Raw genomic sequence first — 16872 nt, 5'->3', positions numbered from 1 at the left:
AACAGCGCCTTGGCACCGCTCCTCCGTCCCGTCCACCACGCCAATCCCTCAGCAGAGCCGCGCATTCTAGCGACTTTAACAAGACTGTCAACTCCTACAGGCAGATTTTTTCAATCCGCCTCGGAAACCGCCTCTACGGCTTGCATGAGGGCATCCGCAACCTGGACCTGCGTTTCCTCTGTCAGATAGGGATGCATCGGCAGACTGAGCACCTGCTCGGCGACCTTCGCACTAACCGGAGTGGATCCAGCCTGAGTCGCCACATGAAAGACCGGCTGATCGTTCAAGGGCACCGGGTAATGCACGGCAGTCGGGATGCCGGACTCCTGCAACTGCTTGACGACCGCGTCGCGGTTGGGCACCTGAACCGTATATTGGGCGTAAACGGACAGGTTGTCCGGATGCACGAAGGGCGTGAGAACCCCGGATCCGCCCTCCTCGCTCGAAACGGCCCCTCGCTCTTGGAGCAATTCACTGTATCGCGCACCCAGTCGCGACCGCGCCTCGACCTCGTCGGGGAAGATGTCCATCTTGGACATGAGGATCGCCGCCTGCAGCGTATCCAGACGCCCGTTGATGCCGAGCCGCGGGTGATGGTAGCGACGATCCTGACCGTGATTGCGGATCTCGCGCATCGCCTTGGCGAGTCCCTCGTCGTCGGTGAAGCAGGCGCCACCGTCGCCGTAAGCACCGAGCGGCTTGGCCGGGAAGAATGAGGTACAGCCGATCGCGGAAAGACCGCAAGAGCGCCGCCCCTTATATAGGGCACCGAAGCTTTGGGCGCCGTCTTCGATGACAGGCAGATTATGACGCCGGGCGACCTCGGCGATCGCGTCCATGTTGGCACATTGGCCGTAGAGCGACACGGGCATGATGGCACGCGTCCGCCCGGTCATAGCGCCCTCGAGACGCTCTGGATCGATCGTGTAGGTCACGGGATCGATATCCACGAAGACAGGCCGCGCACCCAGCAGGGCGATCATCTCGCCCGTCGCGATAAAGGTGAAGGGCGTGGTGATGACCTCGTCGCCGCGGCCGATCTCGAGGGCCATCATGGCCACCAGGAGCGCATCCGTACCACTCGACAGCGAAACGCAGTGCTCGACCCCGACGAACTCGGCAAGACGCTCCTCGAGTTCCTGGACCTCTGGCCCCATGACGAACTGGCCGTGATTCAGAACCGCATCGATGCGGTCCTTCACATCCTTCTCGATCCTGGCGTATTGGGTCTTCAAATCGATGAATTGCATTCAGGTGCCCTTGTTAACGTCTAATGGCTTCGAATGAGAACATTGCGTCCGGCCCCATCACGGGGTCAGGATCTGTACCGTCTCGGAGGGGCGCAACAGCTCGTTGGGTTTCGCATCGAAGATGATATCCAGATAGTAGACCGCCCCCTCCAGTTCGACGCGCACGGACTGCACCCCCTGACTGTAGACGCGCCCCTCGCGAACCCTTCCGTTCACCTTGACATGAACGGGCTGGTTCGGCTTGAAACTGCGTAGGACGCTGGCGGTCACCAAGGCCCGAGCCAGCATCTGGTCGTCCGGTGCGATCACGATCAGCGGCTCTTGCTGGAGGGTCTTGTAGATCACCGCGCCTTTCCACACATGGCGGGCGACGATGATGCCATCGAAAGGGGCTCTCAGCTCGGTGCGCTCCAGCGCCACCGACCTGGACTCCTCGGCCGCCTTCGCGGCCTCCTCCTCGGCTACGGCCGCAACCTGGGCGAGTTCCGCATCCTTCAACTCCTCGACGGCGATCAAGCCGCGGGAGAAGAGTTCCTCGGCGCGTGCGAGTTCGCGCTGCGCCTTTTCGCCCGCGACCCGGGCCCGAGCGACGCGGGCCCGAGCCTCGAGCAACAGCGCCTTGGCCTCGCGCTGATCCATGCGCAGCAAGAGATCCCCGGCCTTGACGTGCTGCCCGGTCGCCACGAGCACGTCATCGACGACCCCGTTCTCAACGACGCGCATCTCGACCTCATGGACCCATTCGAGCCAGCCCTTCAAAGGCTCTCCGGCGTGAACCTGAGCACTCAGAAGCAGCAACACCCCGGCGATCGTCCAATAGCGCATGGATCAAGGCCCCTCGTTGGCTGAAATCCAAACCGGCTCACCGACCAAGGCCTGAATCTCGGCCCAGGCAAGGGCGCGGCAATAGTCGATCCGCTGCTCATCGAAGCGGCTTCGGGTTTGCTGGCTCATGGAGTACCCCAGATCGGCGGTCACCTCCTGCTCATAGAGCGTTCGGCTTTGGTCGAGCTTGAGATCGTTCCGCGCGGACTCTGCGCCCACACGCCGCCAAGCGGCATCCAACAACTCCAACCGAAGCAGTAGCTCCATGAGCTGCTGATCGCGCTCACGCACGATCCGAGCAGGACCGGCCTGCACAAGCGCCCCATGCCTTTCGAATTCGGCAGACGCCTTTGCGCGCAATTCATCGAATTCAGGCAAGGTCTCAGGAAGTGGAGGCAAGGATGGCGCAGCCAGGTCGCGCGGCAGTTCGCCGATATCGCCGAGCGATACGGCAAGCAAGGCGCGTGTCTGCTGCTGCGCAATCTGGCTCGCAGTGCGTCGATGCAGATACTTCTGGTAGATCGCCTCGAGTTCCAGGACGCGCAACTCGGAAAACTGGCCGAGTTCGGCACGTGCCCTGGCTCGGTCGAACTGCACATAGGCCACGGCCATCGCCTCGCTGTCGGCCGCGAAGCTCTGATCGGCGAGCAGCACATCGAAATAGCGTTCCATGACATCCAGCTGGCGAGCGGCAAGCGGCGCCAACACGGCGAACAGGGGCTGGCTGCGAGAGGCGTCTGCCGGGGTCGTCTCGGCAAAGGCAAGGCGATGGCAGTCGAGGTACAGGGACTGGCGACGCGGCAAGCCAGCGACGAAACCGGCAGACAGAGACTCGCTGGAGTCGACCGCCAAATCCTTCAGTACCTCATCGAGGGAGAGCGGAGTCGAGGCTCCCCAGGCGGCCTGGGCAATCCAGACGAGCAGACCGCATGCAATGGAGCCTAGCCATGGATGCGAGCGACGCGCCGGGATGTGCATAGCTTCAATTCATCTCCTTAATTCGAGCGATTCGGATCGGGTGCGCATAGGCTCACCAGACCGACAGGCATCGCAACAGCCGTATCAGCCCAATCCTGCGCTCGGCCTGGATTCGAGCACGCTTGCGCCAATGGCGACGGATGTCGAGCACGGCGTCGCGCTTGGCCCGGTACAGAACAGCGCCGCGTCCATCCGGCAAATAACGCAGCATGACGCCAATATGCATGAGCAGATGCAAGGGCGCCAGTACCAGGAGCATCGGCCAGGGCATGTTCTTGACGAAGAGCCAGAGCAGATTGCGATGACCATGATACAGCGCGAAATCGCTCTTGGCGCCCGCGAGAGCCGAGCCAGAATGAATGACCTGAGCCAAGGGCACGTAGCGGCAACTATAGCCGGCGAGACGGATGCGAAACCCCAGATCCACATCCTCGATGTAACAGAAGAAATCCTCGTCGAAGCCCCCCAGGCGTTCGAAGAGATCCCGGCGGTAGAGTGCCGCTGCGGCACAGGGCGAAAAGACCTCCCCCCCTTCGAGCCTCCAGCCGCTGGCCGACCGACCATGATCGCGACGCCACACCAGACCCGAGACATGCATCACGTCCCCGCTGCCGTCCAAACAGGTCCGGCCGCGATCCGAATACATGCGGCTGCCAAACGCGGCCGCCTCCGGATGCCGGCGCGCGGCCGCCAGCAACTGCTCCAGCCAAGTCGGATCGGGCACGGCGTCGGGATTCAATAAGGCGAGCCACTGACAGTCCGAAACCTCCGCCAGGGCCAGATTGTTGGCGCGCGCGAAACCACTGTTATAGCCAGGACGCAGCACCAGGACGTCGGGATGATCCGGGTGAGGGCGCGAAGGACCCGGCTCCTCAGCACCATTGTCGACCAGCACGACTCGATCGGGACGCCGGGTCTGGAGCGCCAGACCGGCGAGGCAATCTCTCAGCAGTTCACCGCCGTGGTAATCCACGACGACGACGGCGACACGCTCCGACACCTCGGAGTCGACCGGCGAGACGCCGAGGGGCGAAGGCTCAGATCCCACCCGAGCCCGCTCTCAGCCGATCGTAGAAATCCAACACCGACAGCTCCTGGTTGCCGCAATATTGATCCTCGACCGAAAGCGCCTCTTCCAGAGTCCCGATATCGAGACGGCGGGTCACGACGAGCGACAGCAGATCCGATATCGCGCCCAGATCCCAGGCCCCCTCGGCGAAGCCCTCACCCAGAACGTCCATGACATCGCTGCAATAGTCCAGAACGCCCTCGTGGATACGCTCCAGCGTAGCGAACTCCCGCTGCGCGGATCCCTCGGGTTTGAACCTGGGGACGGGCCGTCCCTCGACCCGGTCGAAACCGGCCAACTGACCCTCGGGCGACGTCATGAGCGCCTCCAGCACCAGGGCATAACGATGGATGGCTTCATCGTCCATCCGTTCCAGCGGCAACAAATTGCCGAAGCAGGCGTCGCAGCGACCGCCCCGCTCGATCACGCGCGCAGCAGAGACATTGGTGACGAAGTAGTAACCGCTCATCGGCTCATCCAGAGTCCGCATCAGACCAAGCTGGATGGTACCCGAATAACCGATATCGACGATCGCCGGACGCGGATCGTCCGCGATCCGAGATCCGGCCCAATAGTCCCGAATCAGCTCGCCCAGCCGGCTCGACTCGGCCTGGATCTCGGGCAGACAGCGGCGCAGGATGGACAGGATCTCGAAATGATCCTCGGGAAGTCGGAAGACGTCATCCAGCGCCGACTCGCCCAGCTTGGCGGCGAAGGGCCCAAGATCGCTCAACCCGAACCTGGCGCTCAGCAACTGACGCAGCGTGCCATCGTAATGGGAACCGAGCAGGATGGCGAAATCCGCCTCCTCCCGAATCGCGGCCAGGCCGACGACGCTCCTGGAACAATAGAAATAGTGCCCGGGCGGCAGCTCCGGGAACGCACGGCGTGCGGCTGGATGCTCGCGCATCCGCTCATAGAGACGCTCCAGCAGCCAACCCTCGCGGCTCAGGAAACGCACCGAGGTCACCCGATCCTCACGGATGCGCCCCATCAGCCATGCCATGAAGACGAAGGCGATCGGCCCGATCAGACCATAACCGAAGAGACGAGGATCGGCGAATGGCTGGTGCGGAGCGCCGCCCGCATGCAGCGTACGGCCGACCCGATTGGCGATGAGACCGAGAACGAGCTCGTTGCGCCAGCACGGCCGTCGCCTGAGCCCCTCGATCAGCGCCTGCCCTCCGGGAACGCAACCCAACAACGCCGCCGGGCGCATCAGGTGCAGAGGGTGGGGGAAACCGCGATCGACCAGGACCTGGACGTCGGAATGCTCGTTGTCGCCGACGTGCTGAAGCCGCTCCTTGCCGATTCCCTCCTGTTCGAGCAGATGATCCCAGACATCGCCGCGATCCTTGCGGTGACCGGTATCGGCCGAGACGTAGAATCGGCCGAACAGATCCAGCCCGAGACGCTGCAGCACCGGGCGCAGATAGGCCTCGCCCAGATACATGTCGGAGACCAGTATCAGTCGACGGCCCTGGGCATGAAGCTCGCGCAGGAGATCGGCGGCGACCGGGTTCGGCATCAGCAGGGCCTGCTCGGCGGCGACCTCCAGATCGAGCAGCTGCCGAGCCAGCCCGGAATCTAGCGATTCCAGCTCGGCCATCACCTCATAGATCCGCTCGATGCCAACATCCTCTCCAGGGGCGAGCCGCGCGCGCGCGGCCGATTCGGCCTTGCGGCGCTTGTCGGTGAAACCGGCGAACCCGAAGGTGCGCTCGATCCGCTCCTCCAGCATCCAGAACACGGCCTCAGGTCGGGCGAATGGACGCACCAGCAAGGTATCGAACAGATCGAAGGAAATCACCCGATCGCCGGCACACACCAGACGCATGCGTTCGGCCACGGCCGCCGGATGGTACTGCCGCAGCACGAAGGGACTGTATGAGCGATAGCAGATTCGCCCAGACTCTCGAAACTGGAATCGCCGCAAGAGGCCGGCTGCGGAGGCCGAGAAGACGAAACAGCGCTCGACGGCATGATGCAGGGTATTGTCGGTCTGCCCCTGCTCCGGAGGAAAATCGGCCAGGGTCAAGCCCAGGTCCAACAGCGGCCGTAGCGCCTGGGTCCGTGCCCAGAACATGGATCCGGCCGGATACTCGATGTACTGCCCGAAATCGACATCGCCATAACCCAGGGCCGCGAGCAGCTCGCCGCCATGAGCACGGTTCGACAGCCAAGTGTGGGCCCAATAGGGCAGCCCAGGGAAGGTCTCGGGATAGATGATCCCGACCCCGGGGTCGGCCGCGAACTGGGCCAGTGCCGCACGGATCCGGCTCTCGTCGCCGAGCATGGCGTCGAGCAGATGGCGGCGCCATTCCTCCCCGAACCGCTCGGACCCCGTATAGCTGGATTTCTTGGTATGGATGTGGCCAACGATGTCGAGTTCGGCGATCTCATCGCGAAAGGCGACCAGCAACGGCGCGATATCGCGCCCACGATTGGGCACCACCTTGACGCTCAGCTCGGCATGGGGCCCGAGCGCCTGGCGCTGTTCGAGCACCATGGCGCGCGCCTCCTGGCTGGTGACCGAGATCATCAGTCGATAGGGCATCGGCATGCGAGCCAGATAGCGGCAGAACTCGGGGAATAGATCCATGAAATAGACATGGACCATGATCCCGCAGCGATTGGCGGGCAGCTTGGACATCTGCTCATCGGACGGGCAGAAGACCGGGGCATCCTCGAACGCGACCCGAGGCAATTCGGCCGGATTGCGTCTCAGCATGTGGAAGCGGGCGCGACGCCCGAACCCCGAGAGACCGTCCTGGCGCAGCCGCATTGCCCCCTTGACCGCGAGCCGCCGCCAGCCACCCGCAACCCGGCGTGCCTCGAACAGGGTCGAAACCAGCACCGGCAAGGGCCCAAGCGCCGAGCGCACCCCGGAGCGGGTCCGCTGCGCGGCCAGGCTCACGGCCCTCAAGGGCCAGGTCAGGCGCCAGCTGGTCGAGGCCAGGGTGGACCGATAGGCATGATCGGTTTCCTGGTAGAGGAATTGGGTCCGCTTGAAGGATTCCTGCAGATCGCCATGTTCCGAGCGGAGCAGACGGTGGGCCTGGGCCAGATCCGCATGCAACCCTTCTAGCCTGGAATGGGCCTCGATCAGCTCACGATGCTGATCCTCCAGCGTATGGTGCGCATCGGCGAGATCGCGACAAGCCGCATTCTGGTCGACGTGCTCCTGATGAAGCCGCTGGTAGGACTGGTGCAGATCGCGATGGTCCTCCATCGCCTTACCGAGCCGGTCACGCGTCTCGTCGAGACGGTCCTGCGCCCAGCGCAACGCCTGGTCCAGCTCCTCGGCGCTCCAGATCTCCTTCCACTTCGCCAAGAGACGCTGACGCGCCCGAGCCACGCGCTCGGCGCTCTGACCCCAGCCCGCATTGGAGCCGCCACCGGCACGATAGCCCGCACTGACGCGGTCGAGGTGGATGAAGTCGGTATGCCGGGCGCACTGCAACCAGAAATCCCAGTCCTCGAAGACGTCGAGATCGGGATCGAGACGACAGCCCAGATCCAGCAGGCGACGACTGAAAAGGACGGCATGAATGGGGATGCGGTTTTCGAGCCGCTGAGCGATCGGGTCGTATTCCGAATTGAAACGATGGATCTCGGGCGCATCCGGCGCATCCCGGTAGCTGACACCGGCATAGGCCGCCATCGGGCCGCGGCCTTGATCTAGCGAGTCGACGAGATGTCGGATATGGTCTGGCTCGAACCAGTCGTCGTCGTCGAGGAAGAGGATATAGTCGCCACTGGCCGCCTCGAGACCGGCGTTCCCGGCCCTGCACCGCCCGAGACTGGACGGATGCGAGATGAGCCGGGTAGCGATGCCGCTTGGAGACAGTGAGTCGAGCAGATCGGAGACATCCGCTCCGCCGTCGTTCACCAGCACCACTTCGAGCGGACGATAATCCTGCCCCGCGCAGGAATCCAGCGCATACTGGAGCGTCTCTCGCCTGTCCTTGGTCCGGATCACGATGGAAACCAGTGGTTCGCCCTTCTGATCACTGAGTCTTTGATCGGGTTGCATTGATGCGGTCCGGCCCAAAAAAGTGCCGAATTGTAGAGCTTCATGCCGCTAAAGCAACCGATACAGAAGAATTCCGAAGAGGTTGGCCAAACGAACCGACACATCCCGATGACCCGCACTCGCAAGGAGTAATCCAGCCGCATGCCCGTACCCATCTCACGCGCACTGACCGCCCTCGCCTTTGGCCTGCTCGTCCGCACGGCACCTGCGGCGACACCTGCATCCGTGCCGCCATCACCGCCCGAGCCATCGATCGAAAACGTCGCCTGGCAGCTGGTCGGTTACGGCACGGAGGACGGCTTCGCCGAGGTTCCCGCGGACACCAAGCCGGCCTACTTCCGGTTCGCCTCGGGACAGGTGTCCGGCGACACGGGCTGCAATCGGATCTCCGGCGCCTATCGGGCCAGTGGAGAGACGCTGGCGTTCGACAGTGGATTGGCGACGACGCGCAAGGCCTGCCCCAAGCCGCTCATGATCCAGGAGCGTTCCCTTCTCTTCGCGCTCGGGCTGGTCGCCGCCTACCGCATCGAGGGCGATCGGCTCCTGATGCTCGACGCCGAGGGCGATCCGGTCCTCGAGTTCCGCGCCGCCAGCCGCTCGCCGCTGGTCGGCCACGTCTGGCAGCTGGAAGGCTACGACGACGGTTCTGGAAACCTGGCCCCACCGCTCGGAGGTGCGGGTATCGATCTGACCTTTCTCGGAACCGGGGTACTGGGAGGCTCGGACGGCTGCAATCGTTATATGAGCGGCTACCGAGAGCTGAAACAGCGACTGACCATCGGCCCCATTGCCACCACCCGCATCCGCTGTCTCGAGGGTGACGATCGCACCGATCAGGCCGGCATCTATGCCGAGGTGCTCGGCCATGTCGCCGGGTTCCGCATCCAAGGCCAGACGCTCACGCTGCTTTCGGTTGACGGCAAACCCATGGCCCGTTACCGCGCGCTGGAGGTATCGACTCCGGCGAATGACGCCGAACCCTGAGCGAAGCCCCAACAGGGACTTGGGTTGGGTATATACTTGGCCGCTCAGGCCGCAACCCTCCATACCACGAGGTACCGCATGTTCTGCTGGGCCCGCTATCTCTTCATCGTCGTCGTCGCGGCACTCGGGATCATGAGCATGCTCGGCGCCTGCGGTCAGAAGGGGCCACTCTATCTGCCCCAGGACACCCCCGCCCAGAGCGGTGGTCACGAATCGGACGTCCCCGCCGCACCGGCGGCCCCGGGCGCGTCCACACCCAGACCCGAGCGGTCCTAGATCAATCTTCGCTCCGACGCCGAATGGATCATTTCAATGAACGCGACGGCATCCTCCACGCCGAGGACGTGCCGCTCACCGAGATCGCCGAACGCTTCGGCACGCCCTGCTACGTCTATTCCAGGGCCACCCTGGAGCGCCACTGGCACGCCTTCGACCGCGCCTTTCGCGACCATCCGCACCTCGTCTGCTTCGCCGTCAAGGCCAATTCGAACCTGGGCGTGCTGAACGTCCTGGCCCGCCTGGGCTCGGGCTTCGACATCGTCTCGGGCGGCGAGCTGGAGCGGGTCCTGGCCGCCGGAGGCGATCCGGCCAAGGTCCTCTTCTCGGGCGTCGGCAAGCGCGAGGACGAGATCCGGCGCGCGCTCGAGGTCGGCATCCGCTGCTTCAACGTCGAGTCCGAACCCGAGCTGCTGCGGATCGACCGCATCGCCGGCGAACTCGGCGTCGAGGCTCCGGTCTCGCTGCGGGTCAACCCGGACGTCGACGCCCAGACCCATCCCTACATCTCCACCGGACTGAAGGAGAACAAGTTCGGCATCGACATCCGCGTCGCCGAGGCGGTCTACGCCCGGGCCGCGTCGCTGCCGAACATCCGGGTCCGCGGGATCGACTGTCACATCGGCTCCCAGCTGACCGACCTGGCCCCCTTCATCGACGCCCTGGACCGGGTGCTGCTCCTGGCCGACCGGCTATGCGCCGCCGGCATCGCCATCGAACACCTGGATCTCGGCGGCGGACTGGGCATCCGCTATCGCGAGGAGCACCCGCCCGAGCCGGCTGCCTATGCCGCCGCCATGAGCTATCGGCTGGCCGAACGGCCCTACGAGGTCATCCTCGAACCCGGACGCGCCATCGCCGGCAACGCGGGCATCCTGCTGACCCGGGTCGAATACCTCAAGCACACCGACCATCGCCATTTCGCGATCCTGGACGCGGCCATGAACGATCTGCTGCGCCCGGCCCTCTATCAGGCCGATCAGGACATCGTCCGAGTGGTCGCCGAAAGCGACGCCGATCCGGTCCGCTACGACCTGGTCGGCCCCGTCTGCGAGACCGGCGACTTCCTCGGCAAGGACCGCACGCTCCCGCTGAAGGACGGCGATCTGCTCGCGATTCGCGGCAGCGGCGCCTACGGATTCGCCATGAGCTCCAATTACAACAGCCGCCCCCGCGCGGCCGAGGTCATGGTCGAGGGCAACCAGACCCATCTGGTGCGTGAGCGCGAGACCCTTGCCAGTCTCTTCGCCGGAGAAGGAACCCTGCCGTGAAACGCCGCCCCGAGCCTGAGCTGATGGACTCTGCCGAGCAGGCACTCGCCTATGCCGAGGCCGATTTCAACGCGTCCAACAGCCTCTTCATCCAATTGCTGCAGCGTCTCGGAACCGGTCCCCTGAAGGATGCGGTCGCGCTCGACATCGGCTGCGGCCCGGCCGATATCTGCATCCGTTTCCTGCGCGCCTATCCGGGGGCGAGCTGCGACGCACTCGACGGCTCGCAGCCCATGCTGGACCTGGCCCGGACCGCGCTCGACGCACTGCCCGGTATCGCCTCGCGCTGCCGGCTGATCTGCGACACCATTCCTTCGCGCCAACTGCCGAGCGCGCATTACGATTTGGTGCTCTCCAACAGCCTGCTGCATCATCTGCCCGACCCGAAGGTGCTCTGGCAAACCATCAGGGAGACCGGCAAACCGGGCGCGCCCGTGCTGGTCATGGACCTGATGCGCCCGGCCTCGGCCGCCTGGGCCGAGGCTCTGGTCGCCACCTACGCCGACGGCGAACCCGAGATCCTGCGGACCGACTTCCGCAATTCGCTGTTCGCCGCCTTCGAGCCGAAGGAGGTGACCGAACAGCTCTCCGAGGCGGGACTCTCCTGTCTCGAGGTCGCGGTCGTCAGCGACCGCCACCTGGCCGTGATGGGGCGTCTGCCGGCATGAGGCTGCGCTTCACCAAGATGCAGGGGCTGGGAAACGACTTCGCGGTCTTCGACGCCATTTCCCAGACCATCGATCCGGATCCTGGCTGGATCCGCCGGCTGGCCGACCGCCGATTCGGGATCGGCTGCGATCAGGTATTGCTGGTCGAACCGCCGCGCCTGCCCGACACGGATTTCCATTACCGGATCTTCAACGCCGACGGTTCCGAGGTCGAGCAATGCGGCAACGGGGCGCGCTGCTTCGCCCGCTTCGTCCGCGACCAGGGGATGACCGACAAGGACGCGATCCCGGTCGGCACGGCGGCGGGCGCCATCCGTCTCCACCTGGAGCCGAATGGCCAGGTTCGCGTCGACATGGGCGTGCCCATCCTGGAGCCGGCCCGGATCCCATTCGTCGCCGACCAGCAGGCGTCCAGCTATGCATTGGCCCTCGACGACGAGGCATTGACCATCGGCGCCGTATCCATGGGCAATCCGCACGCGGTGCTGCAGGTCGAGGACGTCGACACCGCCCCGGTCGCGCGGCTCGGCCCCAGAATCGAGATCCACCCACGCTTTCCTCAGCGGGTCAACGTCGGCTTCATGCAGATCCTGGACTCGCGGCACATCCGTCTGCGCGTCTTCGAGCGCGGCGCGGGCGAGACGCTGGCCTGCGGAACCGGCGCCTGCGCCGCCGTCGTCAGCGGCCGAGTGCGAGGACGGCTCGAAGACCGGGTCCAGGTCAAATTGCCGGGCGGCGGTCTTGTGATAGAGTGGGACGGACCCGGAAAGACGCTCTGGATGACCGGGCCGGCCGAATCTGTCTTCCACGGCGAGATCGATCGATGAGAGGCCAAGCGTGAATCGTCAGCAAGCCGAGCAACCGGTATCGGAAGATCGAAACCTCGAAGCACTGGTCAGCGACTACCTGCTCAGCAATCCCTCATTCTTCGAGCGGCGCAAGGACGTCCTCGCCGCGATCCAGGTCCCGCACCTCGTCGAGGGTGCCACCTCGCTCATCGAATGCCAGGTACGGATACTGCGCAGACAGCTCGAAACCGACCGCAACCGGCTGGCCCATCTGATCTCGCGCGCCCGCGAATACGAAACGCTGTCCATCCGTCTGCATGCCCTGGTGCTGCAGCTGATCGCGGCCAAGGACCCGAATCATCTCTGCGACATCCTGCAGGACGCCATGCTGCGCGAATTCCACGCCGAGGCCGTCTCGATTCGGCTCTTCCCGATCGCCCGCGACCCGAGCGGCGAGACACGCGGAGATCCGCTGACAGAGTCCTTCAAGGATTTCCTCGACCGCAAGCACGCCTTGTGCGGACCGCTGGACGCCGAGAAATCGAGCCTCTTGTTCGGCGCCGAGGCCGGCGGCATCCAGGCCGCCGCCTTGATCCCGATCCGCACCGAGGGTCAGTCGGGCGTGCTGGCGATCGGCAGCTCGGATCCCGAGCGCTTCCACCCGGACATGGGAACCGATTTCCTCGACCGGCTCGGCGAGATCGTCAGCCACAAGCTCCGCGCACTGCCGGTCGGCGACCGCGATCGGCACTGAACAAGACCGAACGACGCCCAGCAACGCATGACAGAACCGCCAGCATCCGACCGGCCCGGCTCCGGCCCCACGCCGGAGACGCACACCCTCATCGATGCATTCATCGGTCATCTCGGCAGCGAACGGCGTCTCTCGCCCCACACGCTGAGCAACTATCGGCGCGACCTGGAAGGGATAGCCGCCTGGTCGGCCGACACGCTCGACCAGGCGATCGACCGTCTGCAGGAGTCCGAGGTGCGCCGCTATGTCGCCTGGCGACATCGCAACGGCGCCTCCGGCAAGACGCTGCAGCGCGAGCTCTCCAGCCTGCGGAGCCTCTACCGCTGGCTCCTGCGCGAGGGGCGCACCGAGGTCAACCCGGCGGTCGGGGTGCGCGCCCCCAAGACGCCCCGCAAGCTGCCGGCCACGCTCGACGCGGACCAGCTGTGCGCGCTCCTGGATCGCCCGGAGGAGGATCTGCTGACGATCCGCGACACGGCGATCGTCGAGCTCTTCTATTCGTCCGGACTGCGTCTGGCCGAACTGGTCGCGGTGAATCTCGGCGACATCGACATGAGCGAGGGAGAGCTATCGGTCCTCGGCAAGGGCAGCAAGACCCGGCGCCTGCCGGTCGGCGCCCAGGCCCGCGAGGCGGTCCGGCACTGGCTCAGGGTGCGGGCCAATCTCGCCGATGCGGACGAGCCGGCGCTCTTCGTCAGCAGCCGGGGCACCCGGATCAACCCGCGCACCGTACAGAAACGGCTTGAGCGATGGGCCCAGGAGCAGGGAGCGACCCGTCACCTGCATCCCCATCTGCTCAGACACAGCTTCGCGACCCACCTGCTCGAATCGTCCGGCGATCTGCGCGCCGTGCAGGAACTGCTGGGACATGCCGACATCGGCACCACCCAGATCTACACCCATCTGGATTTCCAACACCTGGCGCAGGTCTACGATCAGGCCCATCCGCGCGCCAAGAAGAAGACCTGACCGAGCCGATCCGAATGCTGCTGTCACCCAGATACAAATTCCTGTTCGTCCATATCGCCAAGACCGGCGGCACCAGCGTGCGCAAGGCGCTCGAAGGGATGCGCTGGCGCGATCCCTGGTACTACCCCATGTTCCTCTGCAGCCGGCTCAGCCATCTGAGCGGGCATCGGATCGGCACCAAGCTGCCGCGTCACGCCAAGGTGATCGCCGCCCAGGAGTTGCTGCCCAAGGAACATTTCGACGCGCTCTTCAAGTTCGCCTTCGTGCGCAACCCCTGGGACCTGCAGGTCAGCTCCTTCCACCACATCCGGCGCGAGCGGCCGCACTATCTCGGCGGGAACGAGACCTTCGAGGATTTCCTGCGCTGGAAACTGGACCCGGAGCGCCCCTACCAGTATCACGTCGACACCTCCATCACCCTCCAGACCGACTATCTGGCCGATCTGCACGGGCGCATCCTGGTCGACTTCATCGGCCGCTACGAGACCCTGCACGCCGATTTCGAGACCGCCTGCGCGCGAATCGGCATCCAGCCGCCCGCCCTGCCCCACGCCCGCCAAGCCAAGGACCGCAAGCAGGACTATCGGAGCTATTTCAACGACGCGACCGCCGAGCTGGTCGCCCGGCATTTCGCCCGCGACATCGAGCTGCTCGGCTACCGCTTCGACTCGGACTGATGCCGAGTCGGGCAATCAGTCGCTCGGGACCAGATCCCGGTAGGCGTGCCAGGTGGCGTGCCCGACCAGCGGGACGGCGAGGAACAGGCCCAGGTAGAAGGTGACGAGCCCGGCGCCGACGATCAGCACGATCAGACTCGCCCACAGCAGCATCGGGCGCCAGTTCGCGGTCACGACCTCGACGCTCTTGCGCATCGCGGTCAGCACGTCGACCGGGCGGTCGATCAGCATGGGAACGGTGATGGCGCTGATGCAGAAGACACCCAGCGCGAAGACGGCACCGAGCAGGGTCACGACCAGCAGGATGAGATTGTGCTCGCCCGAGAGAAAGAGCACGGGAAAGAGCTGATCGAGGGTCGGAAAGGCATCGTCATAGAGGACGACCACCGTGACGACGGACACCAGCATCCAGGCCTGAAGGATGACGAACTGGATGCCGAGCAGCATTCCGAGCTGTCCCTGATTGCGCTTGAACGCCTCGATCGCCTGACAACGCGACAGAGGCTCTCCGCCCTCCAGATTCGCGCTCATACGGTAGAGCCCGATCGCCAGCAGCGGCGCGACCAGAAAGAATCCAGCAGCGAGAAAAGGGACCAGGAAGGACAGATGGCCGAGCGTCATGACCAGCGTCAAGGCGGCGCTGAGCAGGACGATTCCGGCGCCGTAGGTCAGGCTGTAGCCGGGAGCGGACATGAGGTCGTCCCATCCCTTGGACAGCCACTGCCAAGGATGGTCGAGGCCGATCGTACCGGACCTGGATGCACAGAGCGAAGACGAGCGACAGTCGAGCGCGAGACTGTTCATGGGTTGGATCCTCCTAATGTGTTTTGCTTATTGTTCGACGAGCGGTGGGAAGAGAACCTGAAAGATGAGACTCGAACCACATTTTCAAATCCTCAGGATTGAATCCTAGAACCAATCGCGAAAATAGCCAATCGAAAAAGTCGGATTCATTCACGGCGTGCAGGATATGGAATGGCACCTCCCCGGATTCGCATCCGGCAGAGAGTGCCGCCTCCGGCGCTCTTCGTTTAGACTGATCGGCCGTTTCCATACGATCGCGGAGCCGAGCCGACGCCACGGCACCCGCCCACGCCTTGGAGCCAACATCTATGCACCGCGCACCCTTCGAGCAGATCGACGACGGCATCTACTGCATCGAGACCGGTCTCTACCGGCACGGTCTCGCCGCCTGCTACCTGGTTCGCTCGGAAGAGCGTCTGGCCTTCATCGATACGGGAACCGACAATTCGGTACCCGGACTGCTGGGCGTGATCGAGGCCATCGGACTGACGCCCGAGCACGTCGACTACGTGATTCCGACCCATGTGCACCTCGACCATGCCGGCGGCTCCGGACGCCTGATGGCGACCTGCCCGAACGCCCGGCTGGTCGTGCACCCCAAGGGCATGCCGCACATGCTGGATCCCGCCAGGCTGATCGCTGGCGCCACGGCGGTCTATGGCGAGGAAGGGTTCAAGAAGGATTACGGCACCCTGCTGCCGGTCCCCGAGGAGCGGGCGATCGCCGCCGAGGACGGACAGACGTTCGAGCTGGGCGGTCGGACGCTCACCTTCCTGGACACACCGGGACACGCCAATCATCACGGCTGCATCCTGGATTCGGTCAGCAAGGGATTCTTCACCGGCGACACCTTCGGCATCGCCTATCGCGAGTTCGAGACGGCCAAGGGTCCCTGGATCTACGCCCCGACCACACCGGTCGCCTTCGATCCGGATGCCTGGCTGGAGAGCCTGGACAAGCTGATGGGCTGCGCGCCTCGGGCCATGTATCTCACGCATTACGGCCGGGTCGAGAACCCCGCCGCCCTCGTGGACGATCTGCGCCGGAGCATCCGCGACATGGCCGATCTGGCGCTCGCCGAGGAGGGTCGCGCCGATCCGGAGCGCCAGCAGCGGCTCAAGACGGCCGTCACCGACTATCTGATCGATGGAGCACGGGCGCATGGCGTCGACCACGAGAACGCGCACATGCGCGAACTCCTGGCGCTCGACACCGAGCTCAACTCACAAGGGCTGGAGGTGTGGCTGAAACGGCGCGAGAGGCGCGCCGCGGCCTGAACGTCAGTCGACCAGTCGGTAACGCGCCCCGCAATAGGGACACATGGCCTGTCCATCCTCGGCATCCTCGATCGGCAGATAGACGCGCGGATGCATGTTCCACACGGGCGCATCGGGACGGGGGCAGCTGAGAGGCAGATCCTGACGGGTGACCTCGATCGGCGACTGCTCGGACTGCGGGGCAATGGCTGGATTGGTCATGCTGGTGGATCTCCTTGATTGGAATCGGAGCCTCGATCGTCGCTC

The 16872-nt window shown here is 64.7% G+C and carries 16 protein-coding genes; 9 read left to right on the top strand and 7 right to left on the bottom strand.

Annotated features, from left to right (window positions below; genetic code table 11):
* Positions 1–110: 110 nt before the first annotated feature.
* From D779_RS18595 to D779_RS18575, 5 genes are read right to left on the bottom strand one after another with little or no spacing between them, the layout of a single operon-like run.
* Entirely contained in the window at positions 111–1250 is a 1140-nt protein-coding gene (locus D779_RS18595) for a DegT/DnrJ/EryC1/StrS family aminotransferase (RefSeq protein ID WP_043757118.1), read from the bottom strand.
* Between the two features lie 57 nt (positions 1251–1307).
* Positions 1308–2075, bottom strand: a complete 768-nt coding sequence (locus D779_RS18590; protein ID WP_043757114.1) for an efflux RND transporter periplasmic adaptor subunit — start codon at positions 2073–2075, stop codon at positions 1308–1310.
* Between the two features lie 3 nt (positions 2076–2078).
* Positions 2079–3053 carry a TolC family protein gene (locus D779_RS18585; protein ID WP_052348269.1) on the bottom strand — a complete coding sequence of 325 codons (975 nt, stop codon included), beginning with the start codon at positions 3051–3053 and terminating at the stop codon, positions 2079–2081.
* Between the two features lie 52 nt (positions 3054–3105).
* Positions 3106–4101: a glycosyltransferase family 2 protein gene (locus D779_RS18580; protein ID WP_094300809.1), complete on the bottom strand. Its 996-nt coding sequence runs from the start codon at positions 4099–4101 to the stop codon at positions 3106–3108.
* Entirely contained in the window at positions 4091–8158 is a 4068-nt protein-coding gene (locus D779_RS18575; RefSeq protein WP_043757111.1) for a rhamnan synthesis F family protein, read from the bottom strand. The genes D779_RS18580 and D779_RS18575 overlap by 11 nt, the downstream gene beginning before the upstream one ends.
* A 141-nt stretch (positions 8159–8299) precedes the next feature.
* Here D779_RS18575 and D779_RS18570 point away from each other — a divergent pair, with 141 nt between their 5' ends.
* The 8 genes from D779_RS18570 (at position 8300) to D779_RS18535 (ending at position 14545) form a co-directional block, all read left to right on the top strand.
* Positions 8300–9142: an META domain-containing protein gene (locus D779_RS18570; protein WP_052348268.1), complete on the top strand. Its 843-nt coding sequence runs from the start codon at positions 8300–8302 to the stop codon at positions 9140–9142.
* Positions 9143–9220: 78 nt separating this feature from the next.
* On the top strand, positions 9221–9418 hold the full coding sequence (gene lptM, locus D779_RS18565) for an LPS translocon maturation chaperone LptM (protein WP_043757107.1): 198 nt from the start codon (positions 9221–9223) through the stop codon (positions 9416–9418).
* A gap of 23 nt (positions 9419–9441) precedes the next feature.
* A complete protein-coding gene (lysA, locus tag D779_RS18560) occupies positions 9442–10689 on the top strand; it encodes a diaminopimelate decarboxylase (RefSeq protein ID WP_043757104.1) in 1248 nt (415 codons plus the stop codon).
* A complete protein-coding gene (locus tag D779_RS18555; RefSeq protein ID WP_043757102.1) occupies positions 10686–11357 on the top strand; it encodes a class I SAM-dependent methyltransferase in 672 nt (223 codons plus the stop codon). The genes lysA and D779_RS18555 overlap by 4 nt, the downstream gene beginning before the upstream one ends.
* Positions 11354–12184, top strand: a complete 831-nt coding sequence (dapF, locus tag D779_RS18550) for a diaminopimelate epimerase (protein WP_043757098.1) — start codon at positions 11354–11356, stop codon at positions 12182–12184. The genes D779_RS18555 and dapF overlap by 4 nt, the downstream gene beginning before the upstream one ends.
* Before the next feature lie 10 nt (positions 12185–12194).
* On the top strand, positions 12195–12899 hold the full coding sequence (locus D779_RS18545) for a DUF484 family protein (RefSeq protein ID WP_043757096.1): 705 nt from the start codon (positions 12195–12197) through the stop codon (positions 12897–12899).
* 27 nt (positions 12900–12926) lie between these two features.
* Positions 12927–13868 (top strand): tyrosine recombinase XerC, encoded by a 942-nt coding sequence (xerC, locus tag D779_RS18540; protein ID WP_081763600.1) that lies wholly within the window; start codon positions 12927–12929, stop codon positions 13866–13868.
* Positions 13869–13882: 14 nt separating this feature from the next.
* Positions 13883–14545, top strand: coding sequence for a sulfotransferase family 2 domain-containing protein (locus D779_RS18535; RefSeq protein WP_043757093.1), 663 nt, complete (start codon positions 13883–13885; stop codon positions 14543–14545).
* A 15-nt stretch (positions 14546–14560) separates the two neighbouring features.
* Here the strand turns inward: D779_RS18535 and D779_RS18530 are convergent, their stop codons facing one another.
* On the bottom strand, positions 14561–15349 hold the full coding sequence (locus D779_RS18530) for a DUF2189 domain-containing protein (protein ID WP_043757092.1): 789 nt from the start codon (positions 15347–15349) through the stop codon (positions 14561–14563).
* 308 nt (positions 15350–15657) lie between these two features.
* On the opposite strand from D779_RS18530, the gene D779_RS18525 reads away from it, so the two are divergent.
* Entirely contained in the window at positions 15658–16626 is a 969-nt protein-coding gene (locus D779_RS18525) for an MBL fold metallo-hydrolase (RefSeq protein WP_043757089.1), read from the top strand.
* A 3-nt stretch (positions 16627–16629) separates the two neighbouring features.
* Here the strand turns inward: D779_RS18525 and D779_RS18520 are convergent, their stop codons facing one another.
* Positions 16630–16827, bottom strand: a complete 198-nt coding sequence (locus tag D779_RS18520) for a zinc-finger domain-containing protein (RefSeq protein WP_043757086.1) — start codon at positions 16825–16827, stop codon at positions 16630–16632.
* Positions 16828–16872: the final 45 nt, after the last annotated feature.

The organism is Imhoffiella purpurea (assembly GCF_000585215.1).
Classification (GTDB): Bacteria; Pseudomonadota; Gammaproteobacteria; order Chromatiales; family Chromatiaceae; genus Imhoffiella; species Imhoffiella purpurea.
This window is presented reverse-complemented; position numbering and strand designations above follow the sequence as displayed.